The following is a 23,823-nucleotide window of genomic DNA, read 5'->3' as shown; positions in this document are numbered from 1 at the left end:
CGTCAGCTCTCCTGCGGCGGGGTCGTCGAGGCGGGTACGGAGCTGAGACCCACCGGCTTGCCCGTCCGCAGCTTGCCCGGGCGCGGTTTCGGCGGGCGCTCGTCCTTCGTACGGGACAGCACGATCGCGCCGACCAGGGCGGCCAGCAGCAGGACGGAGAGCGCCTCGAAGGGCAGCACCCAGTGGCGGAACAGGCTCTGGCCCGTCATCGCCGCGCTGCCGCCACCGCCGCCGAGGTCGATCCAGGAGGTGCGGAAGGCGTCCACCACCAGGGTGACCAGCGTCCCGGCGGCGGCCAGGGCCACCGCGAGCGCCACCCAGCGGTTGCCGGAGTCGGCGTCGGGCGAGCGGCCGATCGGTGCCTTGGTGAGCATCAGGCCGAACAGCACCAGCACGACCACCGACCCGAGGTAGATCAGCACCTGCACCCAGGCCACGAACTCGGCGGTGAGCAGCAGGAACTCGACCGCCAGCCCGCCCAGCGCGACGACCAGCCAGAGCGCGGCGTGCACCAGCTGCTTGGTGGTCACCGCGATGACGGCCGAGCCGAGCACGGCGATGCCGACCAGCAGGAAGACGATCTCCACCCCGGTCGGGGAGAGGAACGAGCGCGCGGCCGGGGTGAGCGGACCGGCCGACGCGAGCAGCGAGGTGATCACGCGTCACCCCCGGCGGCCGCCGCTGCCGCTGCCGCTGTCGCGAGCTTGTCGGCGGCCTTGCGGGCCATCGCGATCTCCTTGGGCTCCTCGGCGGCCGGGTCCAGCGCCGGCGGCGCGGGCACGGTCCACATCCACTCGCGGAGCTTGTCCCGCTCGTGGGTCAGCTCCAGGATGTCCGTCTCCGCGTACTCGAACTCCGGTGACCAGAACAGCGCGTCGAACGGGCACACCTCGATGCAGATCCCGCAGTACATGCAGAGCGAGAAGTCGATGGCGAAACGGTCCAGCACGTTGCGGGTACGGGCGCGGGCGTTCGGGTCGGCGGCGGGCAGCGTCTCCTTGTGGGAGTCGATGTAGATGCACCAGTCCGGGCACTCGCGGGCGCAGAGCATGCAGACCGTGCAGTTCTCCTCCAGCAGCGCGATCACGCCCCGGCTGCGCGGGGGCAGTTCGGGCTGCACGTCGGGGTACTGCGCGGTGACGGTCTTCTTCGTCATCGTCCGCAGGGTGACGGCCAGGCCCTTGGCCAGGCCGGAGCCGGGAATGTTCATCAGGAGATCGCCACCTTGACGATGCCGGTGAGGGCGAGCTGGGCGAGCGCGAGCGGGACGAGGCCGGTCCAGGCGAAACGCATCAGCTGGTCCTCGCGCAGTCGGGGGTAGGTGACCCGGAGCCAGATCACCACGAAGGCCAGCGCGAAGGTCTTCAGCAGCGTCCACAGCCAGCCGAGACTGTCGGGCAGCGGGCCGTGCCAGCCACCCAGGAAGAGCACGGCCGTCAGCGCGGAGACGACCAGGATGCCCGCGTACTCGGACAGCAGGAAGAACGCGAAGCGCAGGCCGCTGTACTCGGTGTACGCGCCGAAGATGATCTCCGAGTCGGCGATCGGCATGTCGAACGGCGGACGCTGCAGCTCGGCCAGCCCGGCCGTGAAGAAGACGAACGCGCCGACCGCCTGCCACGGGATCCACCACCAGTGGAAGGCGGCGACGATCCCGGTCAGCGAGACCGTGCCCGCCGCCATCGCCACCGAGGCGGCGGCGAGGACCATCGGCAGCTCGTACGACATCAGCTGCGCGGCCGTCCGCAGACCGCCGAGCAGCGAGAACTTGTTGGCGGACGCCCAGCCCGCCATCAGCTTGCCGATCACCCCGACGCCCATGACGGCCAGGACGAAGAACAGCCCGGCGTCCAGCGCCTGCCCGACGAAGCCGTTCGGCCCGATCGGGATGGCGAGCAGCACGATCAGGTACGGGAGCAGCGAGACGGCCGGGGCCAGCCGGAAGATCCGCCGGTCGGCATCGGCCGGGACGATCTCCTCCTTCTGGACGAACTTGACGCCGTCGGCGACCAGCTGCGCCCAGCCGTGGAACCCGCCCGCGTACATCGGGCCGAGCCGGCCCTGCATGTGGGCCATCACCTTGTGCTCGGTCTGGCCGATGACCAGGGGGAGGGTGAGGAAGGCGACCAGTGCGCCGACGCAGCGCAGCAGCGTGTCCAACAGGTTCACGTGCTGTCTCCGTCCTGGGTGGGTTCCTCGGCAGGGGGTTCGGCGGGGGGTTCGGCCTTCGACGGCTCGTCCGGTCCGGCGGCGGGTACCGGCGAGTGCCAGGGCGCGTCGGAGGACTGGGTGCGGGCGGGCGTGGGGCGGGCTGCCGTGCCCTCCTCCGGCGCCTGGCTGACGGACCCTTCGCTGATGCTGCGGGTCCGGCGCGGCCGGTCGGCTCGGATCGGCGCCTCGGCAGCCTCGGTGGAGGTGGGAGCGGCCTGGCTGGTCGAACCGTCCTCGATGCTGCGGGTCCGGCGCGGGCGGGGCTCCGCCCCTTCGGCACCGGCGGCCGCCGCGCGCGGCGCCCGGGCCGCGCGCGCCGGGCGTTCGGCGACGGGCGGGAGGGTGCCCTTGAGCGGGCCCCACTCGTTCGGGTCCGGCACACCGGGGGGCTGCATCTTGCGGCGGGCCGGGCCGTCGCCCTCGCTCTCGCCCGGCTCCTTGGCGCCGGGCCAGGCCTTGGCGACGCGGGCGGCGAGCACGAACTCCTTGCGCAGCGGGTGGCCCTCGAAGCCGTCCGGCAGCAGCAGGGTGACCAGGTGCGGGTGGCCGGCGAAGTCGATGCCGAACATCTCGTGGGTCTCCCGCTCGTGCCAGCCGGCACCGGAGTAGACGCCGACGGCGGTCGGCAGCACGGCGTGGTCGCGCGGCACCCGGGTGCGCAGCAGCAGGTGCCGGACGCGGCCGGGCGTACCGACCTCGGCGAGGTGCACGGCGACCGAGAACCCGTCGGCCAGCTCGTCCACCGCGCTGAGCCAGTCGAAGTAGCCGAGCCCGAGGCCGTCGCGGGCGGCGGTCAGCGCCTCGATCCAGTGCTCGGCGGGCACGTCGACGGTCAGCAGCTCGTACGCCTCGGCGGCGGTGGCCCACTCGCCGATGGCTGCCGCGGTCTCTTCGGGCGTCACTTCGCACTCTCCGGGCCGGCGAGCAGCGGGCGGCGCAGGGCGGACGCGGGCGCCGCGTACCGCGCGGGCAGATCCTCGGCCGCGATCTTCTCCTGCAGCTTGAGGATGCCCTGCAACAGCGCCTCGGGACGCGGCGGGCAGCCCGGCACGTAGACGTCGACCGGGATGATCTGGTCGACGCCCTTGGTGACGGAGTACGAGTCCCAGTAGGGGCCGCCCGAGTTGGAGCAGGCGCCGAACGAGATCACGTACTTGGGCTCGGGCATCTGCTCGTACAGACGCTTCACGGCCGGGGCCATCTTGTCCGTGACCGTCCCGGAGACGATCATCAGGTCGGCCTGGCGCGGGCCCGGCGCGAACGGGATGACACCCATCCGGATGAAGTCGTGTTTGGCCATCGACGCGGCGATGAACTCGATCGCGCAGCAGGCGAGGCCGAAGTTGAAGCACCAGAGGCTGTAGCGGCGGCCCCAGTTGAGCACCACCTTGACCGGGTCCGGCGCCAGGCGGGCCAGCGCTCCGATCCGGCGGGTCTCGACCGCCGCACCGGGAGTGGCGGGGTCGGGCATTCCGAGCGAGATCGGTCCGCCGGTACCGTGCGAGTGGGTCACGTCCATTCCAGAACGCCCTTCTTCCAGGCGTAGAGCAGCCCGACCGCGAGGAAGCCGATGAAGATGAACATCTCCAGCAGCGTGGCCATGCCGAACCCGGCGGCGGCGAAGACCGTCGCCCACGGGAAGAGGTAGATCGCGTCGACCGCGAAGATCACGTACAGGAAGGCGTAGATGTAGTACCGGACCTGGGTGTGCGCCCAGCCCTCGCCCACCGGGTCGACGCCGCACTCGTACGTGAGCAGCTTCTCCGGCGAGTACACCACCGGCCGGAGCAGGCGGTTCGCGGTGAAGGACACCGCGACGAAGAGCACCCCGACGACCGCGAGCAGGCCCACCGCCGCGTACGCGTCGAAGTAGCCGCCACCCACGGCAGGGTCAGCAGCGGCCAGCGGCCCCGTCATGCGTTCGCCTCCACACTGGAACGTCGGCCCCACCGGGCGGTGGGGTTCACTGCGCCTCTTTACACATCCATAACCATCGCTATGGCGTGAGTCTAAGTGCAGCGCTTGCGTCCCCCTACACCCCTGCCCGCCCTGTAAGACGCTCTGTGGACTCCGCTCCCCTCCGGTCACCGCCCGCCACACTGTCCACACCCCCACCACCAGGGTGGGGATAACCCCCGGGCACTGACGCCGATCACCCCCATGGTTCCCGGGGCCACCGACCGACGATGCTGTAGCTCGTCAGGTCGACCGAGAAGACGCGAGAAGGTGGGGTGCCCACGATGGAAACAGCGCGCACGACGAACGAGGGGACCGACCGCCCCTCGCTGTACGGAGCGCGGCTCTGGCTCCAGGTGCAGCACCTGCTGCTGAACCTGCCGCTCGGCATCGCCGGGTTCGTCTTCACCGCCGTGCTGCTGAGCACCGGGCTGGGCCTGGCCGTCACGGTCCTCGGGCTGCCGCTGCTCGCCCTCGGACTGGTGGGGTGCCGGAGCCTCGGCGGACTGGCCCGGCGGCGGGCCCGGGCCGCCGTCGACTCGGAGCTGCCCGAACCGACCCCGGTGGCGCCCGCCCGCCCCGGGCTGGCGGGCTGGGTGATCGCGGCCCTGACCGACGGGCTGAGCTGGCGCTCGGCGCTCTACTGCATCGTGCTGCTGCCCTGGGGCATCCTCAGCTTCACCATCACCCTGGTCATGCTGATCGTCGGCTGGCCGGTGCTGCCCTGGGTCGTGGGCCTCCTGGCCACGCTGGACCGCGCCCTGGTGGGCACCCTGCTGACTCCGAACGCGCTGTCCGAGCGGGTCCGCGAGCTGGAGGACGACCGGGGCGCGGTGGTCGACACCGCCGCCGCCGACCTGCGCCGGATCGAACGGGACCTGCACGACGGAGCCCAGGCCCGGCTGGTCGCGCTGTCGATGGACCTCGGGCTGGCCAAGGAGAAACTCTCCGAGAGCCGGAGCGACGAGAGCGTGGAGGCGGTCGCGAAGATGGTCGGCACGGCCCACGGCGAGGTGAAACTCGCCCTGCAGGAGCTGCGCGACCTGGCCCGGGGCATCCACCCGGCCGTACTGACGGACCGTGGCCTGGACGCGGCACTCTCCGCCGTCGCCGCCCGCTGCACCGTACCGGGCGGGGTCAAGGTGACCGTCGATCTGCACGGCCCGGACGGCACCGCCGAGCGGCCCGACTCGGCGGTCGAGGGCATCGCCTACTTCACCGTCAGCGAGCTGCTGACCAACGTCTCCAAGCACTCCGGCGCCCGGACCGCCACGGTCGAGGTCTGGCGGGAGGCGGACCGGCTGATGGTGCTCGTCCAGGACGACGGCCGGGGCGGCGCCGCCCAGTACCCGGGGAGCGGCCTGGCCGGGCTGACCGAGCGGATCGGCGCGGTGGACGGGGTCTTCCTGGTCACCAGCCCGGCCGGCGGCCCGACCTCGGTGACCATCGAGCTGCCGTGGCGGACCCGGGTCGCGCGGCCACTTCTGTAAGCAGAAAGAGCCGGGCCCGGCGGCCGTCTCCCTTGCGCGGTGACGGCTGCCGGGCCCGGTGTTCCGGAGGGCGTCAGCCCGTCAGGGTGCCGAGGGTGACATTGGCGGTCTTGGACTGGCCGTCCCGCAGGTAGGTGACAGTGATCTTCGCGTCCGGCTGGAGCGAGGCCAGGGCCGTGGTCAGCGAGGCGAGCGTGGTGATCTGGGCGTCGCCCAGCTGGGTGATCACGTCACCCGCCTGGAGACCCGCCGAGGCCGCCGCGCCGCCCGAGGTGACGCTGACGATGACCGCGCCGGCGGGCTGGAAGTCGGAGTTGAAGTACGTCCGGGCGGTGATCCCGAGCGCGGCCCGGCCGGAGTTGGTGACCTTCCCGCTCTTGATCAGCTGGTCGGCGATGTTGGTGATGGTGGCGGCCGGGATGGCGAAGCCGATGCCGGGGGCGCTGCTGCCGTTCAGCTCCTGGTCGATGGCGGCCAGCGTGTTGATGCCGATCACCTGGCTGGAGAGGTTGACCAGCGCGCCACCGCTGTTGCCCGGGTTGATGGCGGCCGAGGTCTGCACCATGTTGCCGATGGTGGCGCCGGGCGAGCCGCTGCCCTGCGGCTCGGAGACCGTCCGGCCGGTCGCCGAGACGATGCCCTGGGTGACGCTGGACGACAGGCCCAGCGGGCTGCCCATCGCCAGGGTGATCTGGCCGACCACCACCTTGCCGCTGTCACCGAAGACGGCCGGCCTGAGCCCGCTCGGCGGGCTGCTGAGCTTGATCACCGCGAGGTCGTCATCGGGGAAGGTGCCGACCAGGGTGGCGTCCAGGGTCTTGGCGCTGTTGGGCAGGGTGACGGTGAAGGTGGTGGCGGTGCCGACCACGTGGGCGTTGGTGACGATGTCGCCCTTGGCGTCGTAGACGATGCCGGAGCCCAGTCCGGAGGCGGTGTCGATCTGCACCACCGAGGGCAGCACGTTGGCGATCACCCGCTCGTAGTCGTCCTGCAGCTGGTTGCTGGCGCTCGGGGCGGGCGCCGAGTTGCTGGACGAGGCGCTGGGGGAGGACGACGAGGACGTGGACGAGGACGCCGCCGTGGAGGACGAGGAGGAACCGCTGCTGGTGCAGCCGGTCACCACCAGAGCCGCCAGCGCGAGTGCCACCCCCGGGAACAGCAGCCTCGGCCCGGTGGGGCGCGGGCCGGCCGGGATCGGGCGGGTGGGTTGCTTCTTGGGGTGCACCTGAGCTGCCTCCGGTTCCGTACGGCCGGCCCTGGAGCAGGGCCTCAGGACGAGGCAAGCGGCCGGATTTTGTCAGCATTTCACCTTTATGTCCGAGTTTGCGGTGCGACGCACCGGGCCCCGCCGAGAACCAGCAGGGATGCGAGGCGTGCGCGAGGTCAGGAGGGTGCGGGTTGGTGCCCCTGGCTCGACCGGTGGCTGGTGTCCGGCCCGGTTCCGGCCGGGCCCGCATAGGATTCCGGGCATGACTTGGTTGATCACCGGCGGCGCCGGGTACATCGGCGGGCATGTCGTGCACCAGCTGACCGAGGCCGGAATGCCGGTCGTCGTCCTCGACGACCTGAGCAGCGGCGACCTCGGGCGGCTGCCTCCGGACGTGCCGCTGGTGGTCGGCTGCACGCTGGACCGGGCGGTGCTGGACAAGGTGATGGCCGAGCACCAGGTCACCGGCGTCCTGCACATCGCGGCGAAGAAGCAGGTCGGCGAGTCGGTGGCCGAGCCGTTCACGTACTACCGGGAGAACCTCGCCGGCCTGCAGACCGTCCTGGAGTCCGCCGTCGCGGCAGGCGTCCGCAAGGTGCTCTTCTCCTCCTCCGCCGCCGTCTACGGCATGCCGGACGTGGAGCTGGTCACCGAGTCCACCCCGTGCGAGCCGATCAACCCGTACGGCGAGACCAAGCTGGCCGGCGAGTGGCTGCTGCGGGCCGCCGGGCGGGCGTACGGGCTCTCCACCGTCTCGCTCCGGTACTTCAACGTGGCGGGCACGGCGTCGACGGAGCTGGCCGACGAGGGCGTCTCCAACCTCGTCCCGATGATCTTCCAGCGGCTCACCGACGGCCTGCCGCCGCTGGTCTTCGGCGACGACTACCCCACGCCCGACGGCACCTGCATCCGCGACTACATCCACGTCGCGGACATCGCCTCGGCCCACGTCGCCGCCGTCCGCCGCCTCGACGCCGCGACCGAGCCGGTCTCACTGACCCTCAACATCGGCCGTGGCGAGGGCGCCTCGGTCAGCGAGATGCTCGCCGTCGTGGCCCGGGTCACCGGCCACGACACCACCCCCGAGATCACCCCCCGCCGCCCCGGCGACCCGGCCCGCGTGGTCGCCTCCGCCGACCTGATCCACCGGGAACTCGACTGGCGCGCCCAGCACGACATCGAGTCGATGATCAGCTCAGCCTGGCAGGCCTGGCTCAGCCGCCACCCTGGCCTGCGGTAGCGGTTCTTCAGGGGCGCGGGGAACTGCGCGAAACCGGAGGTGCCGGCGCCGCACCTTCCGCGTCGCGCAGGTCCCCGCGCCCCCGCTGCCCTACTGGGACGGCACAGCGGTGCCGTAGAACGCGTCGAGCGCGTACACGCAGCGGTCCTTGCTGCCCACGAACACCCGGCCGCCGATCGCGACCGGGGAGCCGGTGAGTTCGCCCTTGGTGCCGAGTTCCCAGCGGAGGCGGCCGGTGGTCAGGTCGAGGGTGTGCAGGGAGTGGTCGCGGCTGCCGACGTGGACCAGGCCGTCGCCGACCGCCGGGGAGCCGACGATCTCGCCGCGCGCGGTGTAGCGCCAGCGTTCGCGGCCGGAGACCGTGTCGAAGGCGTGCAGGGTCTCCCCGGCGGCGACCAGTGCGGTGTTCGCCGCGACGACGACCGGCTCGGCGCCCTGGCGGCTGCCGGTACGGCCGCGCCAGCGGTCCCGGCCGGTGGCGGCGTCCAGGGCGTAGACGGTGCCGAGGTAGTCGGCGACGTACACCGCCGAGGCGTCCAGGGCGGGCGGGGTGAAGAGCACCACCGCCGCGTCGAAGCGCCAGCGCTCCGCGCCGGTGGCGGCGTCCAGGGCGTAGACCCGGTTGCCGGCCGTCAGATACAGCACGCCGCCCCGCTCGACCGGGCGGGACGGGACCTCCTCGCCGACCGGGAAGGCCCAGCGCAGGCCGCCGCCGCGCGGGTCGACGCAGCGCAGCCGTCCGCCGCCGTAGTAGTACGCCGCGCCGGCCACCAGTGCGGGGCCGGACTGCGGGTTCTCGTAGTCCTGCTGGGCGTCGTCCGCGCGCCACAGCTCGGCGCCGCTGGCGGCCGAGCGCAGTTGGACGCCGCCGCCCCGGGTGCCGCAGCAGAGCACGCCGTCGGCGGCGTCCAGGGCGTAGATCCAGCCGTCGAGGGAGTTGCGCCAGCGTTCGGTGCCGTCGGCGACGTCCACGGTGTAGAGGTGCGGGCCGTCGGCGGCGTGCACCCGGCCGGAGTCGACGGCGAGGGCCCAGGCGACGTCACGGGTCTTGTACCGGCGCTGGCCGGAGCCGATGTCGAGGGCGTGCACCTCGAAGCTGGAGACGAAGAGGGTGCCGTCGGCGACCACCGGCGTGCCCCAGACGTCGTTGGACATCCGGAACCGCCAGGGCCGCCAGCGGGCCGCCCGGGCCGGGGGCGGGGTGGCCCGCCGGACCCAGTCGGTGCCGGCCGGCGCGGGGTCCGCGCCGGCGGCCTGGTCGGCCCGGGGGCCGGGCCCTATCCGTACGGCCGCGCCGGTCAGCCGGACCTCGGCGGCGCTCACGTCGGGGCCGCCCTTCCGACGTCCCGCGAGCTTCTCGGTCGCGGCCTCGGCGTCGAGCGCTCCCCCGAGGTCCGGGGGGCGCGGCGGCGCGGGCTGCGTCGGCACCAGCTGGGGGGCGATCGGCGGGGCGGCCGGGACGGGCGGTGCGACGGGGGCGGGAGCGGGCACCCGGCGGCCGCGCCTGCGCTCGATCAGGTCCAGCGCGCTGGGCGGCAGCCAGTCCTCCACCTCGCCGGCCGCCTCGTCCCGGGAGAACAGGTGCGGGGCCAGCTCGGCCTGGATCTGAGCGGGCGTCGGCCGGTGCTCGGCGGCAGGCCGCATACAGGCCCGGACGAGGTCGACCAGCTCGACCGGCAGCCCGGACAGGTCCGGCTGGTCGCGGAGCAGCTGAAAGACCGTCTCGACCGGGTTGGACCCCCGGTAGGGGGCGTGGCCGGTGGCGCAGAAGACCAGCAGCGAGCCGAGCGAGAAGACATCGCTGGCGCCGGTGACGCTGCGGCTGTCCTTCGCCTGCTCGGGCGACATGTAGGCGGGTGTGCCGACCGCGACGTTGGTCATGGTCAGCCGTGAGCTGGAGACCCCGGCGGCGATGCCGAAGTCGATCACGCGCGGGCCGTCCTCGACCACCAGCACGTTGGACGGCTTGAGGTCGCGGTGGACCAGCCCGGCCGCGTGGATGGACTGCAGCGCCTCGGCGATCCCGGCGACCAGCCAGCGGACGGCGTCCACGGGCAGCGGCCCGCACTCCTCGACCAGGTCCTCCAGCGAGGGCGCCGGCACGTACGCGGTGGCCAGCCAGGGCACCGGCGCGTCGGCATCGGCGTCCACCACGGCGGCGGTGTAGAACCCGCCGACCGTCTTGGCGGCGGCGATCTCACGGGCGAAGCGGACCCGGAACAGCTCGTCCTCTGCCAGCTCCCCCCGGACGGTCTTGATGGCGACCCGCCTGCCGGACGCGGAACGCGCCAGGTAGACCAGTCCCATCCCGCCCGCGCCGAGCCGCCCCAGCACCTCGAAGGGCCCGATCCTGCGCGGATCGTGCGCCGTCAGCTGGTCCACTCCGCTGCCACCTCCCCGTTATGCCGCACCCGGGCAGGGTACGCCGACCCCGATTGTCCAATGCCCGCCCCACCGGAGCCAATCTCCCTGCCCGGGACGCGCCGGTCCGGCCCGTCCCGGCGGGATCTGACGGACGGCCGGTCCGCTGCGCGGCGGTCACTGACGATCACTCTGTGCCACTCGACCGACCCTCAGCCGACCCTTCGTCACGCTGTGGGATCATCAGCACACGGGGGGGCTTCGATACCCCCGACAGGCGCTCTGAATATCCCTCCGCGCGCCCCGCTCCGCGCCAATCCCACCCCCGGGCGGAGTAATAGTCGCATCACCGAATCGCGCCAAGATCGTGCCACGGTAAGCTGACGGCATGACAGGACAAGTTCGCACCGTCGACGGTCGCGTCGCCGGGCGACGCGGACAGGAGACGCGGCAGAAGCTGCTCGACTGCCTCCGCGAGATGCTCAGCACGTCGCCCTATCGGGACGTCAAGGTCATCGACGTCGCCCGTATGGCGGGAACCTCCCCCGCGACCTTCTACCAGTACTTCCCGGATGTCGAGGGCGCCGTCCTCGAGATCGCCGAGGAAATGGCCGAGGACAGCGGCGGGCTCAAAGAGCTCGTCGATGGAAAGTCCTGGGCGGGAAAGACCGGCTTCACCACTTCGGAAGAACTGGTGGACGGATTCCTCGCCTTCTGGCGCAAGAACGACGCCATTCTCCGAGTGGTCACTCTCGGTGCTGCCGAAGGGGACAAGCGGTTCTTCAAGATCCGCATGAAGGTCCTCAACTCGGTCGCCGGGCCGCTCACCGAAGCCGTCAAGGCCAACCAGGCAAAGACCGACAAGTCGGTCGACCCGGCTGCCGTCTCAGGATCGCTGGTCTCGCTCCTCGCCTCGGCGGCGGAGCACTCGAAGGCCTTCACCTCCTGGGGCGTCAAGGTCAAGGACCTCAAGCCCAACCTGGCGCTGCAGGTCTACCTGGGTGTCACCGGGAAGAAGCCGCCCAAGTAACAGACCTCGCTCCGCACCATCCAGCTCGCGCGTAGCCCCGGCCTCCTGTCCGGGGTGTGCCGGACGGCGGCCGTGTCCTCGGGGGAGGTTCGCCGACGTACCGCGACGCGCCAGAAACCACCGTGGGGCGGTCGGAATCACCAGGATTCCGACCGCCCCACAGCCATGTCCGGCCATGTCCAGCCGCTGGAACACGCAACGAAACATGCAGCAGGGGCGCGGGTCTCCCCGCGCCCCTGCTGCATGTTTCAGCGGCTGATCGCCTGCCGGCGATGCCTACGGGCAGCGGACGACCTGTCCCGCGTACGCCAGCCCGCCGCCGAAGCCGAAGAGCAGCACCGGGTCACCGGACACCAGCTCGCCGCGTTCGACCAGCTTGCTGAGGGCCAGCGGGATGGAGGCGGCCGAGGTGTTGCCGGAGTCGACCACGTCGCGGGCGATCACCGCGTTCGGTGCGCCCAGCTTGTTGGCGATGGCGTCGATGATCCGCAGGTTGGCCTGGTGGGCGACGAAGCCCTTGAGCTCGGACGGTTCGATACCGGCCTTGAGGCAGGTCTCCCGGGCCAGCGGGGCGATCTTGGTGGTGGCCCAGCGGAACACCGTCTGGCCGACCTGGCTGATCGTCGGGTCCCATCCGGTGATCACCACGGCGTCGCCCTTGTCCGGCTCGGAGCCCCAGAGCACCGGGCCGATGCCGGACTGCTCGTCCGGGACGGCCTCGACCACGGCGGCTCCGGCGCCGTCGCCGAAGATCACGCAGGTGGAGCGGTCGGTCCAGTCGATGGTGTCGGACATCCGCTCGGCGCCGATCACCAGCGCCCGGGTCGCGGCCCCCGCGCGGATCGCGTGGTCGGCGGTGGCCAGCGCGTAGGAGAAGCCGGAGCAGACGGTGTTGATGTCGTACGCGGCAGGCGAGGGGACGCCGAGCCGGGCGGACACGGCGGCGGCGGTGTTCGGGCTGCGTTCGACGGCGGTGCAGGTCGCAACCACCACCAGGTCGATCTGCTGGGCGTGCAGGCCGCTGTTGGCCAGCGCCTTCTGCGCGGCCTCGGTGGCGAGGTCCACCAGGGTCTCGTCGACGGCGATATGCCTGGTTCGTACACCCACCCTGCTGCGGATCCACTCGTCGTCGGTGTCGACCAGCTTCGCCAGGTCGTCATTGGTGAGGACCTTGGGCGGCTGGTAGTGGCCGAGCGCCACGATGCGGGAGGCGGTCATACTGCCACTCAACCGCGTTACCGGTCAGTCTGCTGGTAACGCCCCGGTACAAGGTAAGTGGCCGGAAGCTGTAGGGGCCGGACAACAGCCCATGTCCCGCACGGGTCGTCCACCGGCCGCACACCGCCGAATATAGGCCCGGCATAGGCGGAACCCGAGGTCAGGCGGCCAGCGAAGCGGCGTCTCCCATCGCGATCATCGGGTGCAGAGCCGGGTCCAGCACCTTGATCAACTCGGCCATGTGGTCCTCGGTGAGCGTGACGCACCCGTGGGTCGGCCCGCCGTGGTCCACGTGCAGCCAGATGCCGCCGCCCTTGGCCGCGCCGTCGGGGAAGCGACCGTCCAGCGGGGAGCTGCCGGCCACCCGGTTGTAGTTGATCGCCACCACGTAGTTGAAGGACCCCGCCAGCTGCTCGCCGTTGAACCCGGTGCCGTTCATCACGAAGGCGGAGCTCTGGTCGTACGGGAGCTTGCTGCCCGGGTCGGCGTTGTGACCGCCCGCATCAGTCAGCGCGAAGACGCCGATCGGGCTGCGCAGGTCGCCGGAGCTGTGGTCGTCCGTCCAGCCCTTGTACGCGTTGTGGGCGGGCCAGGCCGTCCCGGCCTGCCACCTGCCCTCGGGGGTGCGGGTGAAGAGCGTGACGGTGGCGTCGGAGGAGTCCTTGCCCTTGCCGGAGGCCACCAGCAGCTGCCGGGTCTCGGCGGGCACCCGGGAGAGGAACGAGGCACCCAGGCCCGGTATGGCGGCGAGCGAGCCGTCGCTGCGGTCGGAGCGGTCGGCGGCCGGGGGGTCGGTCCGGCCGATCCCGGCCTGCGCGGTGGAGGGGTTCGGGGAGGGCTGGTCGGCCTGCGGCACATCCGGGGCGCCGGCCGTGTTGACGACGGGAGCCGTCCGGCCCGGGCCGATCGTGAACCAGCCCGCCGCGGCGGCCAGCAGCATCGCCGTACCACCCATCAGAGCCCGGCCCCGGCGCTTGCGTGGCTTGCGCCGATGCCCTCTCGACCGCCCGCCCGTGCTGTCGACACCCGACTGCTGAGGGGTGGCCTGATGACGGCGAGGGGCGGTGGCGGTGGCTCGGCGGGTACCGGACATGCTGACGATCCTTCCAAAGTCACGGCCAGAAACGAAACCCGCGACATGTGGTGAGCCTGTGAGCATACGCGCAGCGTGTGGTGAGGCCGGGTGAAATGGGCATGTATGTCCCGCAGATGTCCCGGGTGTGCCCCGCGTACATCCACAGACGCAGAGATCCCCCGGCCTGGTTCGGCCGGGGGATCTCTGCGTGAGTGTGATCAGAGCCGCATTGCCTGCGGCGTCTCGCGACGCCCGAAGTCGGGGCCGTCGTACTCGCGGATGATCTCGTAGCGGGTGTTCCGCTCGACCGGGCGGAAGCCCGCGTCGCGGATCAGGTCCAGCAGGTCGTCACGGCCGAGCTTGTTCGGCGTGCCGAAGTTGTCCGCGTCGTGCGTGATCTTGTACTCGACGACCGAACCGTCCATGTCGTCCGCGCCGTGGCTGAGCGCCAGCTGCGCGGTGGTGACGCCGTGCATCACCCAGAAGACCTTGACGTGCGGGACGTTGTCGAAGAGCAGCCGGGAGACCGCGAAGGTCTTCAGCGCCTCGGCGCCGGTCGCCATCTCGGTACGGGCCATCAGCCTGTTGCGGACGACCCCGTCCTTGGAATCGTGGAAGTCGTGCTGGTAGCGCAGCGGGATGAAGACCTGGAAACCGCCGGTCTCGTCCTGCAGCTCGCGCAGCCGCAGCACGTGGTCCACGCGGTGGCGGGGCTCCTCGATGTGGCCGTAGAGCATCGTCGACGGGGTCTTGAGGCCCTTGGAGTGAGCCAGCCGGTGGATCCGCGACCAGTCCTCCCAATGGGTCTCGTGGTCGACGATGTGCTGGCGGACCTCCCAGTCGAAGATCTCCGCGCCGCCGCCGGTCAGCGACTCCAGACCCGCGTCGATCAGCTCGTCCAGGATGTCACTCGCCGACAGGCCGCTGATCTTCTCGAACCAGTGGATCTCGGTCGCGGTGAACGCCTTCAGCGAGACGCTCGGCAGCGCCGCCTTCAGCTCGCGCAGCGAACGCGGGTAGTAGCGCCACGGCAGGGTCGGGTGCAGGCCGTTGACGATGTGCAGCTCGGTGAGCGAGTCGACCTCCATCGCCTTCGCCAGCCGGACGGCCTCCTCGATCCGCATGGTGTACGCGTCCTTCTCGCCCGGCTTGCGCTGGAACGAGCAGTACGCGCAGGAGGCCGCGCAGACGTTGGTCATGTTGAGGTGGCGGTTGACGTTGAAGTGGACGACGTCGCCGTTCTTCTGCGTCCGCACATGGTGCGCGAGGCCGCCCAGCCAGGCCAGGTCGTCGCTCTCGTAGAGCGCGATGCCGTCCTCGCGGGTCAGCCGCTCACCCGCGTAGACCTTCGCCTCCAGCTCGCGCTTGAGCCCTGCGTCCATGCGGTGACCCGCCTCCTCGTGCCTTGAGAATTGACCGGGACCGAGCCTACGCCCCCGTGGCCGACGGCCCGCCCACCAGGGGCGCGGGCCTACTGCGCCAGCAGCTCCGCGAGCAGTGCCGGCTCGAGGTTGCCGCCGGTGACGACGGCCGCGAAGACCCGGCCGTCCAGTTCGTCCGCGTGGTGGAAGTACGCGGCCGCCGCCACCGCGCCGGACGGCTCGGCGACCAGCCGGCCCCGGCGGGCGAGGACGGCGACGGTGTCGCGGATCTCCTGCTCGGTGACGGTCACCATGTCGTCCACGTACGCCTGCATGTGTTCCAGCGGCAGTACGCCGACCGCCGGGGTGCGCAGGCCGTCCGCGAGCGTCCGCTGGGTGTCGGCGATGGGCCACACCGCGCGGCGGCCGGTGCGGAAGCTCTCCTGGGCGTCGGCCGCGAGTTCCGGCTCGACGCCGATCACCCGGACGCCCGGACAGGTCAGCTTGAGCGCGGCGGCCGTCCCGCCGAGCAGTCCGCCGCCGCTGCACGGCACCAGCACGGTGTCCAGCTCGTCCGGGGCGTCCTCGCCGATCTCCAGGCCGACGGTGCCCTGGCCCGCGATGATGTACGGGTCGTCGAACGGCGGCACCCAGACGTAGCCGTGCTTCTCGACCAGCTCGGCGGGCAGGATGTCCCGCTCGGCCGGTGGGACGAGGATCACCTCGGAGCCGAAGGCGCGGGTGTTCGCGACCTTCATCGCGGGCGAGGTGTCCGGCATCACGATGACGGCCTTCAGCCCGAGCAGCCGCGCCGCGTACGCGACCGCCTGGGCGTGGTTGCCACTCGACTGGGCGACCACGCCACGGGCGCGCTCACTGTCCGTCAGGGCGGCCAGCCGGTTGTACGCGCCGCGGATCTTGAAGGCACCGGTCGGCTGCAGGTTCTCCGGCTTCAGCCAGAGCGCCCGGGAGCCCTCCGCCGCCCACGGGCAGGGCAGCAGCGGTGTGCGTACCGCGACTCCCGAGATCCGCCGCTGCGCCGCACGCAGTTCCTCAAGTCCGACCAGTGCCATCCGCGTTACTCCCCTTCTGCCAGAGGCAGGTCACTCACCCGGTTCTCCCACTTGGTGGAGAGTACGACCGTGGTCCTGGTCCGCGCGACACCCTTGGTGCCGGAGAGACGCTTGACCACCGACTCCAGGCCCTCCACGTTGGAGACCCGGACCTTGAGCATGTACGAGTCGTCACCGGCGATGAACCAGCAGTCCTCGACCTCGCCCAGCTCCTTGAGCCGGTGCGCGACGTCCTCGTGGTCGGCCGCGTCGGTGAGTTGAAGACCGATCAGGGCGGTGACGCCGAAGCCGAGCGACGCCGGGTTGACCGTGGCGCGGTAGCCGGTGATCACCCCGGCCTGCTCCAGGCGGTTGATCCGGTCCGTCACGCTCGGGCCCGACAGGCCGACGAGACGGCCCAGCTCGGCGTACGACGCGCGGCCGTTCTCCCGCAGCGCCTGGATGAGCTGTCTGTCCACCGTGTCCATATACGCCCGCGTCCTTCCGAACCTCTCCAGACCCACAGATCATTATCCGGATTCAAAGGCGCCGTGCGCGGATCAACCCGGATATCGCAAAGAACATACTCTCCCGTAACCCCCGCGCTTACGCGACCTTGCCTCCTGACCCCAACTCGCCCTCCCAGCGCCGGTAGAGCTGGTGCGGCACACCGACCGCGTCGAGCACCCGGCCCGCCACGAAGTCCACCAGTTCACGGGCCGTGGAGCCGCCCGCGTAGAAGCCCGGCGAGGCGGGGAGGACGACGGCGCCCTGCGCGTCGAGCTCCACCAGGTGCTTCAGCGTCACCCCATTGAGGGGGGTCTCGCGGACGCAGACCACCAGCGGCCGACGCTCCTTCAGGGTCACACTGGCGACCCGCTGCAGCAGGTCCTTGCTCAGCCCGAGCGCGATCCCCGCCACCGAGCCGGTGCTGGCCGGGACGACCAGCATCCCCTTTGCCGGGTACGAGCCGCTGGACGGACCGGCCGCGAAGTCGCCCGCCGTCCAGTAGCGGACGTCGTCAAGGTCCTGGACGCCGATCCACCCGGCCAGGTCCTCCTGCCAGCGGGCGTCCCGGAAGGAGATCCCGGTCTCGTCCAGGATGGTCAGCCGGGCCGCCCGGCTCACCACCAGGTCCACCGCCTCGCCCGCCGCCAGCAGCCCCCGGATCACGGCGGCGGCGTACGGCGTCCCGGACGCACCGGAGACCCCGACCACCCACGGCCGACGCACCTGCTTCTCGATACTCATGTGGTCATTTTCGCTACTCACGGCCCGCCCGACCCGGGAGGATAGCCCCATGGCGTCGACGCTGATCGATCTGACCCACCCGGTCACCACCGGGATGCCCGTCTACCCCGGGGATCCGGAGGTGGAACTGCGGCCCGCGCTCACCACCGCCACCGCCGGGGTCAACGTGCTCGGCCTGCACCTCGGCTCGCAGTCGGGCACCCACGTGGACGCGCCGTACCACGTGGACGTCACCTGGCCGACGCTGGACGGGCTGCCGCTGGAGCTGTTCACCGGCCCCGCCGTCGTCGCCGACCTGCGCGGGCTCGAACCCCGGACGGCGGTGACAGCCGACCAGCTGGCCCCCGCCCTCGCGCTGGTCACCCCGGGCACCGTCCTGCTGCTCGCCACCGGCTGGCCCCGGCACTGGGGCACCGACCACTACCTCGCCCACCCCTGGCTCACCCCCGAGGCCGCCGGGGCGATCGTGGCCGCCGGGGTCCGCACGCTGGGCGTGGACGCCCTCAGCATCGACCGGACCCCCGAGCAGGGACCGGCCGACCCGACGGTCGCCGCCCTGCTCGCCGACCTCTCCGACGAGCACGACCCGGCCGCCGAGGCGGCCGGCCTCGCCGCCCACCGCCTGCTGCTCGGCACCCCGGGCGGATCGGTCATCGCCGAGAACCTCACCGACCTGACCCCCCTGCTGGACGCCCAGACGGCCGGCCTGCCGATCGAGGTGTCGCTCTTCCCGCTCCGCCTGGTGGCCGCCGACGGCGCCCCCGTCCGGGCCGTCGCCCGGCTGGGGTGACCCGCGCCCACAGGTCTGTCAGCTCGCCGCTCGTACCAGGCAGAACGGGTGGCCCGCGGGGTCCAGGTAGACCCGGAACCCGTCCTGGGCCTCCTTCAGCACCGCGCCCAGCGCCAGCACCTGCGGCTCGGCCACGTCCAGGTCCGGCACCTCGACGTCCAGGTGCAGCTGCTGCGGATGCGCCGGGTCCGGCCACATCGGCGGCCGGAAGTCCTCCACCCGCTGGAACGCCAGCACCGAGCCGTCGGGCGCGTGCACCGTCGCCCACTCCTCGTCCAGCGACCACCGGGGATCGGGCCGGTCCACCTCCCCGCCGAGCAGAGCGGCGTAGAAATGCGCCAACCCCGCCGGGTAGTGACAGTCCAGCACGACGCACTGCAGCTTGCCGATCACGTGGATCCACTCCTCCGGGAACAGTGGACGGACATCGATGTAGTACAGGTAGTACGCTGGTTCCATGGGAGCGTCCAGCGAAGTACCCGCACGCGAGCTCAACCAGCAGACCGCCCAGATCCTCGCCCGGGTGGAGGCCGGGGAGACGGTCACGGTCACCAAGAACGGCCGCCCGGTGGCCATACTGCGCCCGTACGGCCCGGAGGACCCACCCTCGTACGCCTTCCGCACCGACCCTATGGGCGACGACCCGTACTTCCAGGATCCCCCGCCGATCAGCTTCGAGCCGATGGACGTCGAGGAGCAGGACGAGCTGATGCGGCAGGGGTTCGGCCTTGACTGACAGCACCCGGACGGACCTTCCGGTCGCGGTCGCGGACACCTCCGGACTGCTCGCCTTCTTCAATCCGCGCGACCCGCATCACGACCGGTGCCGGGCCGCTCTGCGACAGCTCGGCCACCTCGTACTACCGCCGTTCGTACTGGCCGAACTGGACTACCTGCTCACCGCCCGCGCCGGGGGCCCGGCCGCGCTGCAGGCGCTGGGCTACCTCTCCCAAGGAGTTCTGCGCTCCCGGTTCGAGGTCCCCGAGGTCGGCGCGCATCTGCCGGCCGCCCGCTCGGTCATGCAGACCTACCCCGACATCGGGCTGACCGGCGCCATGAACGTCGTCCTGGCCCGGGAGTTCCGGACCTCGTCGATCCTGACTCTCGACGTCAAGCACTTCCGGACGATCCGCCCGCTGACCGCGAACTCGGCCTTTCGGTTGCTCCCCTTCGACCTCTGAAGCCGGCCCGTCACACGCCCAGGCCGCGGATCACCAGGTCGAGGAGGGCGAAGGCGAAGAGGGACATGCCGACGAAGCCGTTGGTGGTGAAGAAGGCCCGGTTGAGGCGGGAGAGGTCGTTCGGCCTGATGATCGAGTGCTCGTAGACGAAGGCGCAGGCGACCACCACCAGGCCGACCCAGAACGCCGGGCCGGCGTGCGTCAGGAGGGCGAACCAGACCAGCAGGCCGGTGGTGACGACGTGGCAGGTGCGGGCGCCGTAGAGGGCCGCCGCGATGCCGTAGCGGGCGGGGACGGAGCGGACGCCCTCGGCGCGGTCGGCGGCGACGTCCTGGCAGCCGAAGATCAGGTCGAAGCCGCCGATCCAGATGCCGACGGCGAGGCCGAGCACCACGGCGTCCCAGGACCAGGTGCCGGTGACGGCCAGCCAGGCGCCGATCGGGCCCATCGCCTGGGCGAGGCCGAGGATCGCGTGCGGGAAGTCGGTGAACCGCTTGCCGTACGGGTAGACCACCATCGGCACGACCGCGACGGGGGCCAGGAAGAGGCAGAGCGGGTTGAGCAGGGCCGCCGCGCCGAGGAAGACCAGCAGCGCGATCGCCGACCCGGTGTACGCCGTCCGCATCGAGACCGCGCCGGTGACCAGCTCGCGGGTGGCGGTGCGCGGATTACGGGCGTCTATCTCGCGGTCGATGATCCGATTGGCGGCCATCGCGAAGGTGCGCAGGCCGACCATGCAGACCGTGACGATCAGCAGCTGCCCCCAGTGCACCTTGCGGTCGTCCAGGAACATCGCGGTGAAGGCGGCCGTGAAGGCGAACGGCAGCGCGAAGATCGAGTGCTCGATCAGGACGAGGCGCAGGAACGCCTTGGTACGGCTCTGCGGGACGGCGATGGTGCTCACAGGCCGTACTCCTTCCAGCGGCTGTCGACCAGCGCGGCGGTGACCGGGTCGGAGCTGACCATCTCGGGCCAGCCGCCGTCGCGGGTGTAGCCCTCCTCGGGGAGCTTGCGGGTGGCGTCGATGCCCGCCTTACCGCCCCAGAACTGCTGGTAGGAGGCGTGGTCGAGGTGGTCGACCGGGCCCTCCACGACGCTCAGGTCGCGGCTGTAGTCGGTGTTGCCGAGTGCCCGCCAGGCGACCTCCTGGTAGTCGTGGACGTCGCAGTCCGCGTCCACCACGATGATCAGCTTGGTCAGCGACATCATGTGGGCGCCCCAGATCGCGTGCATGACCTTCTGGGCGTGCTTGGGGTACTTCTTGTCGATCGAGACGATCACGCAGTTGTGGAAGCCGCCGGCCTCGGGGAGGTCGTAGTCCACGATGTCCGGGATGATGATCTTCAGCAGCGGCAGGAAGAAGCGCTCGGTGAACTTCCCGAGCGGCCCGTCCTCGGTCGGCGGGCGGCCGACCACGATGGACTGCAGGATCGGGCGCTTGCGCATCGTCACGCAGTCGATCTTCAGCGCCGGGAAGGGCTCCTGCGGCGTGTAGAAGCCGGTGTGGTCGCCGAACGGCCCCTCCGGCAGCATCTCGCCGGGCTCCAGCCAGCCTTCGAGCACCACCTCGGCGTCGGCCGGGACCTGCAGCGGGACGGTCTTGCAGTCGACCATCTTCACCCGCTCGCCGGCCACGAAGCCCGCGAACAGGTACTCGTCGATGTCACCCGGCAGCGGCGCGGTCGCCGCGTACGTCACCACCGGCGGGCAGCCGAAGGCGATCGCGACCGGCAGCCGCTCGCCGCGCTTGGCGGCCACCGCGTAGTGGTTGCGGCTGTCCTTGTGGATCTGCCAGTGCATGCCGATGGTCCGCTTGTCGTGCCGCTGGAGGCGGTACAGACCGAGGTTTCGGATGCCGGAGTCCGGGTCCTTGGTGTGGGTCAGGCCCAGGTTGAAGAAGGAGCCGCCGTCCAGCGGCCAGGTGAAGAGCGCGGGCAGGTCGTCCAGGTCGACGTCGTCGCCGGTGAGTACCACCTCGTGGACGGGGGCGTCGGCGGACTTCACGTTCTTCGGCGGGACGTGCGCCATCGAGGCCAGCTTGCCGAAGGCGTCCCGGAAGCCGGTGAAACCGTGCGGCAGCTCGGGCTTCAGCAGGCCCGCGATCTTCTCGGAGATCTCCTCCGGACCCTTCAGTCCGAGCGACTTGGCGAGCCGGCGTTCCGTGCCGAAGACGTTCATCGCCAGCGGCACCGAGCAGCCCTTGACGTTCTCGAAGAGCAGCGCCGGGCCCTTGGCCTTCTGGACGCGGTCGACGATCTCCCCGATCTCCAGATGGGGGTCGACCTCGGCCTTGATGCGCTTGAGGTCGCCCTCACGCTCCAGGGCCCGGAGAAACGAGCGGAGATCGTCGTATGCCATACGTGCCAGTATCCGATACGGACTAGCCTGGCCCCGCCAAGGGGCCCACCAAACGCCGTACCTCCGGGGGAGACCGCCACCGTGCTGAGGATTCTGCCGCCACTGCTCGTCATCGCTCTCTGGATCTGGGCGTTCATCGACTGCGTGACCACCCCGGAGCAGGAGGTACGTCACCTGCCGAAGGTGATCTGGGTGATCATCGTGCTGCTCTTCCCGCTGGTCGGGTCGGTCGCCTGGCTGGTCGCGGGCAGGCGGCGCGGCTCCGTCGGCGCGACCGCCGCTCCGGCCGCCGCGCGACGGGTCGACCAGGTCGCGCCCGACGACAACCCCGAGTTCCTGGCCTCGCTCGGCCAGGAGCTCGGCCAGGCGAACCGGGCCCGCGAGGCCCAGCTCAAGCGCTGGGAGGCCGACCTGCGCCGCCGCGAGGAGGAGCTGCGCGGCAAGGACGACCAGGACGGCGGCCCGTGCTGAACTGAGGCCGACGACCAGCACCCCTGACCTCGCAGGCTCCTGTTTGGCGCATCCCTACGAGTCGGCATGTGCCAGGCGCACCCGACGGCGATCGGCGGACCGGCGGGGCGCACGCCCGTACGAACCGCCGGTACGCCCCGGCGCCACCCCCGTAGCACCACCCTGACCTGCGGTTTCATCCGGATCAACGGCGGGGCCGAAGGCCGCTGCAGCGGCTCGCCAGGGTTGTCGGGACTTCAGGGGGACGGGTGGGCCTTCTGTACGGCCCTGACATGTTCTGGGGCCCGACCTTGTACAGAATCGACGCCGAAATCCGAGCGCACTCCCTCGTAGTGTCATAGGTGAAGAGTTGTTCGCAAGCAGCAGCCGCCGAAAGCAGGCCGGCTGTCGGACAGTTCCCCTCACACTCTGGAGTGGTTCGAGATGACGGTTCTGCACGAGGCGCCGATCGGCGACGAGATCCCCGAGATCCCGGCCGATGCCCACGGGCGGGTGGCCGAACTGCGGGATCTCCGGGAGAAGGTGCTGCTCGGCCCCAGCGAGAAGGCCACCGAAGCGCAGCACGCCAAGGGCAAGCTGACGGCCCGTGAGCGGATCGCCCTGCTGCTGGACGAGGGTTCGTTCCGGGAGATCGAGCCGCTGCGGCGCCACCGCGCGACGGGGTTCGGTCTGGAGGCGAAGAAGCCGCACACCGATGGTGTGATCGTCGGGTGGGGCACGGTGCACGGCCGGACGGTCTTCACGTACGCGCACGACTTCCGGATCTTCGGCGGCGCGCTGGGTGAGGCGCACGCGCAGAAGATCCACAAGATCATGGACATGGCGATCGCGGCGGGTGCGCCGCTGGTGTCGCTGAACGACGGGGCCGGCGCGCGCATCCAGGAGGGCGTCACGGCGCTGGCCGGCTACGGCGGTATCTTCCAGCGCAACACCCGTGCCTCCGGTGTGATCCCGCAGATCTCCGTGATGCTCGGCCCGTGCGCGGGCGGCGCCGCGTACTCCCCGGCGCTCACCGACTTCGTCTTCATGGTCCGCGAGACCTCGCAGATGTTCATCACCGGCCCCGACGTGGTGCAGGCCGTCACCGGCGAGAAGATCAGCCAGAACGGCCTCGGCGGCGCGGACGTGCACTCGGGCGTGTCGGGCGTGTCGCACTTCGCCTACGACGACGAGCAGTCCTGCATCGAGGAGGTCCGCTACCTCCTGTCGCTGCTGCCGCAGAACAACCGCGAGATGCCCCCGGCCGTCCCCTCCGACGACCCGGTGGACCGCCGCAACGAGATCCTGCTGGACCTCGTCCCGGCGGACGGCAACCGCCCGTACGACATGCGCAAGGTCATCGAGGAGATCGTCGACCACGGCGAGTTCCTGGAGGTCCACGAGCGCTGGGCCACCAACGTGCTGTGCGTGCTCGCCCGGATCGACGGCCACGTCACCGGCATCATCGCCAACCAGCCGCAGTCGCTGGCCGGCGTGCTGGACATCAACGCCTCCGAGAAGGCCGCCCGCTTCGTCCAGATGTGCGACGCGTTCAACATCCCGCTGGTCACCATGCTCGACGTCCCCGGTTT

At 71.2% G+C, this 23,823-nt stretch carries 25 protein-coding genes; 8 read left to right on the top strand and 17 right to left on the bottom strand.

All coding sequences use genetic code 11. The features are described from left to right. Nucleotides 1-2: 2 nt before the first annotated feature. From P3T29_RS20010 to P3T29_RS19985, 6 genes are read right to left on the bottom strand one after another with little or no spacing between them, the layout of a single operon-like run. On the bottom strand, nucleotides 3-656 hold the full coding sequence (locus tag P3T29_RS20010) for an NADH-quinone oxidoreductase subunit J (protein ID WP_280717960.1): 654 nt from the start codon (nucleotides 654-656) through the stop codon (nucleotides 3-5). Further along, nucleotides 656-1,213, bottom strand: coding sequence for an NADH-quinone oxidoreductase subunit I (locus P3T29_RS20005; protein WP_280717959.1), 558 nt, complete (start codon nucleotides 1,211-1,213; stop codon nucleotides 656-658). The genes P3T29_RS20010 and P3T29_RS20005 overlap by 1 nt, the downstream gene beginning before the upstream one ends. Next, nucleotides 1,210-2,169 carry an NADH-quinone oxidoreductase subunit NuoH gene (gene nuoH, locus P3T29_RS20000; protein WP_348532846.1) on the bottom strand — a complete coding sequence of 320 codons (960 nt, stop codon included), beginning with the start codon at nucleotides 2,167-2,169 and terminating at the stop codon, nucleotides 1,210-1,212. The genes P3T29_RS20005 and nuoH overlap by 4 nt, the downstream gene beginning before the upstream one ends. After that, complete coding sequence (locus tag P3T29_RS19995) at nucleotides 2,166-3,113, bottom strand: NADH-quinone oxidoreductase subunit C (protein ID WP_348532845.1); 948 nt, start codon at nucleotides 3,111-3,113, stop codon at nucleotides 2,166-2,168. Before P3T29_RS19995 ends, nuoH begins: the two co-directional genes overlap by 4 nt. Next, nucleotides 3,110-3,682, bottom strand: coding sequence for an NADH-quinone oxidoreductase subunit B family protein (locus P3T29_RS19990; RefSeq protein WP_280717957.1), 573 nt, complete (start codon nucleotides 3,680-3,682; stop codon nucleotides 3,110-3,112). The genes P3T29_RS19995 and P3T29_RS19990 overlap by 4 nt, the downstream gene beginning before the upstream one ends. Before the next feature lie 38 nt (nucleotides 3,683-3,720). Next, a complete protein-coding gene (locus P3T29_RS19985; protein ID WP_280717894.1) occupies nucleotides 3,721-4,128 on the bottom strand; it encodes an NADH-quinone oxidoreductase subunit A in 408 nt (135 codons plus the stop codon). A gap of 323 nt (nucleotides 4,129-4,451) precedes the next feature. Between P3T29_RS19985 and P3T29_RS19980 the strand changes: the two genes are divergently transcribed. Further along, entirely contained in the window at nucleotides 4,452-5,657 is a 1,206-nt protein-coding gene (locus P3T29_RS19980) for a sensor histidine kinase (protein ID WP_280717893.1), read from the top strand. Nucleotides 5,658-5,730: 73 nt separating this feature from the next. Here P3T29_RS19980 and P3T29_RS19975 read toward each other — a convergent pair whose 3' ends face one another. Beyond that, the gene (locus P3T29_RS19975; protein ID WP_280717956.1) at nucleotides 5,731-6,819 is read right to left on the bottom strand and encodes a trypsin-like peptidase domain-containing protein; all 1,089 of its coding nucleotides are present in this window, start codon (nucleotides 6,817-6,819) and stop codon (nucleotides 5,731-5,733) included. A 307-nt stretch (nucleotides 6,820-7,126) separates the two neighbouring features. Between P3T29_RS19975 and galE the strand changes: the two genes are divergently transcribed. Continuing rightward, entirely contained in the window at nucleotides 7,127-8,104 is a 978-nt protein-coding gene (gene galE / locus P3T29_RS19970) for a UDP-glucose 4-epimerase GalE (protein ID WP_280717892.1), read from the top strand. 90 nt (nucleotides 8,105-8,194) lie between these two features. Here galE and P3T29_RS19965 read toward each other — a convergent pair whose 3' ends face one another. After that, the gene (locus P3T29_RS19965; protein ID WP_280717891.1) at nucleotides 8,195-10,486 is read right to left on the bottom strand and encodes a serine/threonine-protein kinase; all 2,292 of its coding nucleotides are present in this window, start codon (nucleotides 10,484-10,486) and stop codon (nucleotides 8,195-8,197) included. Nucleotides 10,487-10,853: 367 nt separating this feature from the next. Here P3T29_RS19965 and P3T29_RS19960 point away from each other — a divergent pair, with 367 nt between their 5' ends. Continuing rightward, nucleotides 10,854-11,495 (top strand): TetR family transcriptional regulator, encoded by a 642-nt coding sequence (locus P3T29_RS19960; RefSeq protein WP_280717890.1) that lies wholly within the window; start codon nucleotides 10,854-10,856, stop codon nucleotides 11,493-11,495. Nucleotides 11,496-11,771: 276 nt separating this feature from the next. On the opposite strand, the gene P3T29_RS19955 is transcribed toward P3T29_RS19960, so the two are convergent. The 6 genes from P3T29_RS19955 to P3T29_RS19930 all read right to left on the bottom strand — a co-directional run bounded on the left by P3T29_RS19955 (nucleotide 11,772) and on the right by P3T29_RS19930 (nucleotide 17,452). Continuing rightward, nucleotides 11,772-12,713, bottom strand: a complete 942-nt coding sequence (locus P3T29_RS19955) for a beta-ketoacyl-ACP synthase III (RefSeq protein ID WP_280717889.1) — start codon at nucleotides 12,711-12,713, stop codon at nucleotides 11,772-11,774. A gap of 160 nt (nucleotides 12,714-12,873) precedes the next feature. Beyond that, complete coding sequence (locus P3T29_RS19950) at nucleotides 12,874-13,806, bottom strand: L,D-transpeptidase family protein (RefSeq protein WP_280717888.1); 933 nt, start codon at nucleotides 13,804-13,806, stop codon at nucleotides 12,874-12,876. 200 nt (nucleotides 13,807-14,006) lie between these two features. Further along, complete coding sequence (gene mqnE / locus P3T29_RS19945; protein ID WP_280717887.1) at nucleotides 14,007-15,170, bottom strand: aminofutalosine synthase MqnE; 1,164 nt, start codon at nucleotides 15,168-15,170, stop codon at nucleotides 14,007-14,009. Nucleotides 15,171-15,259: 89 nt separating this feature from the next. After that, nucleotides 15,260-16,222, bottom strand: coding sequence for a threonine/serine dehydratase (locus P3T29_RS19940; protein ID WP_280717886.1), 963 nt, complete (start codon nucleotides 16,220-16,222; stop codon nucleotides 15,260-15,262). A gap of 5 nt (nucleotides 16,223-16,227) precedes the next feature. Continuing rightward, nucleotides 16,228-16,689, bottom strand: coding sequence for an Lrp/AsnC family transcriptional regulator (locus P3T29_RS19935; RefSeq protein ID WP_280717885.1), 462 nt, complete (start codon nucleotides 16,687-16,689; stop codon nucleotides 16,228-16,230). A 118-nt stretch (nucleotides 16,690-16,807) separates the two neighbouring features. Continuing rightward, nucleotides 16,808-17,452, bottom strand: coding sequence for a UbiX family flavin prenyltransferase (locus tag P3T29_RS19930; protein ID WP_280717884.1), 645 nt, complete (start codon nucleotides 17,450-17,452; stop codon nucleotides 16,808-16,810). Between the two features lie 49 nt (nucleotides 17,453-17,501). Between P3T29_RS19930 and P3T29_RS19925 the strand changes: the two genes are divergently transcribed. After that, nucleotides 17,502-18,242 carry a cyclase family protein gene (locus tag P3T29_RS19925; protein WP_280717883.1) on the top strand — a complete coding sequence of 247 codons (741 nt, stop codon included), beginning with the start codon at nucleotides 17,502-17,504 and terminating at the stop codon, nucleotides 18,240-18,242. 18 nt (nucleotides 18,243-18,260) lie between these two features. On the opposite strand, the gene P3T29_RS19920 is transcribed toward P3T29_RS19925, so the two are convergent. Next, nucleotides 18,261-18,635 carry a VOC family protein gene (locus tag P3T29_RS19920; RefSeq protein ID WP_280717955.1) on the bottom strand — a complete coding sequence of 125 codons (375 nt, stop codon included), beginning with the start codon at nucleotides 18,633-18,635 and terminating at the stop codon, nucleotides 18,261-18,263. 64 nt (nucleotides 18,636-18,699) lie between these two features. Between P3T29_RS19920 and P3T29_RS19915 the strand changes: the two genes are divergently transcribed. Beyond that, nucleotides 18,700-18,978 carry a type II toxin-antitoxin system prevent-host-death family antitoxin gene (locus tag P3T29_RS19915; protein ID WP_280717882.1) on the top strand — a complete coding sequence of 93 codons (279 nt, stop codon included), beginning with the start codon at nucleotides 18,700-18,702 and terminating at the stop codon, nucleotides 18,976-18,978. After that, nucleotides 18,971-19,423, top strand: a complete 453-nt coding sequence (locus P3T29_RS19910; protein WP_280717881.1) for a PIN domain-containing protein — start codon at nucleotides 18,971-18,973, stop codon at nucleotides 19,421-19,423. Before P3T29_RS19915 ends, P3T29_RS19910 begins: the two co-directional genes overlap by 8 nt. A gap of 10 nt (nucleotides 19,424-19,433) precedes the next feature. Here the strand turns inward: P3T29_RS19910 and mqnP are convergent, their stop codons facing one another. After that, a complete protein-coding gene (gene mqnP / locus P3T29_RS19905) occupies nucleotides 19,434-20,327 on the bottom strand; it encodes a menaquinone biosynthesis prenyltransferase MqnP (protein WP_280717880.1) in 894 nt (297 codons plus the stop codon). Then, entirely contained in the window at nucleotides 20,324-21,781 is a 1,458-nt protein-coding gene (locus P3T29_RS19900) for a menaquinone biosynthesis decarboxylase (RefSeq protein ID WP_280717879.1), read from the bottom strand. Before P3T29_RS19900 ends, mqnP begins: the two co-directional genes overlap by 4 nt. 81 nt (nucleotides 21,782-21,862) lie before the next feature. On the opposite strand from P3T29_RS19900, the gene P3T29_RS19895 reads away from it, so the two are divergent. Next, nucleotides 21,863-22,252 carry a PLD nuclease N-terminal domain-containing protein gene (locus tag P3T29_RS19895; protein WP_280717878.1) on the top strand — a complete coding sequence of 130 codons (390 nt, stop codon included), beginning with the start codon at nucleotides 21,863-21,865 and terminating at the stop codon, nucleotides 22,250-22,252. Between the two features lie 423 nt (nucleotides 22,253-22,675). Beyond that, nucleotides 22,676-23,823: carboxyl transferase domain-containing protein (locus P3T29_RS19890; RefSeq protein WP_280717877.1), on the top strand; the 1,148-nt coding region annotated here is incomplete at its 3' end.

The organism is Kitasatospora sp. MAP5-34 (assembly GCF_029894335.1).
Lineage (GTDB): Bacteria > Actinomycetota > Actinomycetes > Streptomycetales > Streptomycetaceae > Kitasatospora.
The sequence above is the reverse complement of the archived record's forward strand: the minus strand, read 5'-3'. Positions and strand labels throughout refer to the sequence as shown.

Coding starts and splice junctions, on each gene's coding strand:
- P3T29_RS19950 (WP_280717888.1), bottom strand. CDS start 13,806: ATGTCCGGTACCCGCCGAGCCACCGCCACCGCCCCTCGCCGTCATCAG.
- P3T29_RS19915 (WP_280717882.1), top strand. CDS start 18,700: ATGGGAGCGTCCAGCGAAGTACCCGCACGCGAGCTCAACCAGCAGACC.
- P3T29_RS19935 (WP_280717885.1), bottom strand. CDS start 16,689: ATGGACACGGTGGACAGACAGCTCATCCAGGCGCTGCGGGAGAACGGC.
- P3T29_RS19900 (WP_280717879.1), bottom strand. CDS start 21,781: ATGGCATACGACGATCTCCGCTCGTTTCTCCGGGCCCTGGAGCGTGAG.
- P3T29_RS19940 (WP_280717886.1), bottom strand. CDS start 16,222: ATGGCACTGGTCGGACTTGAGGAACTGCGTGCGGCGCAGCGGCGGATC.
- P3T29_RS19985 (WP_280717894.1), bottom strand. CDS start 4,128: ATGACGGGGCCGCTGGCCGCTGCTGACCCTGCCGTGGGTGGCGGCTAC.
- P3T29_RS19990 (WP_280717957.1), bottom strand. CDS start 3,682: ATGCCCGACCCCGCCACTCCCGGTGCGGCGGTCGAGACCCGCCGGATC.
- P3T29_RS19955 (WP_280717889.1), bottom strand. CDS start 12,713: ATGACCGCCTCCCGCATCGTGGCGCTCGGCCACTACCAGCCGCCCAAG.
- P3T29_RS19930 (WP_280717884.1), bottom strand. CDS start 17,452: ATGAGTATCGAGAAGCAGGTGCGTCGGCCGTGGGTGGTCGGGGTCTCC.
- mqnE (WP_280717887.1), bottom strand. CDS start 15,170: ATGGACGCAGGGCTCAAGCGCGAGCTGGAGGCGAAGGTCTACGCGGGT.
- P3T29_RS19925 (WP_280717883.1), top strand. CDS start 17,502: ATGGCGTCGACGCTGATCGATCTGACCCACCCGGTCACCACCGGGATG.
- P3T29_RS19980 (WP_280717893.1), top strand. CDS start 4,452: ATGGAAACAGCGCGCACGACGAACGAGGGGACCGACCGCCCCTCGCTG.
- P3T29_RS19960 (WP_280717890.1), top strand. CDS start 10,854: ATGACAGGACAAGTTCGCACCGTCGACGGTCGCGTCGCCGGGCGACGC.
- galE (WP_280717892.1), top strand. CDS start 7,127: ATGACTTGGTTGATCACCGGCGGCGCCGGGTACATCGGCGGGCATGTC.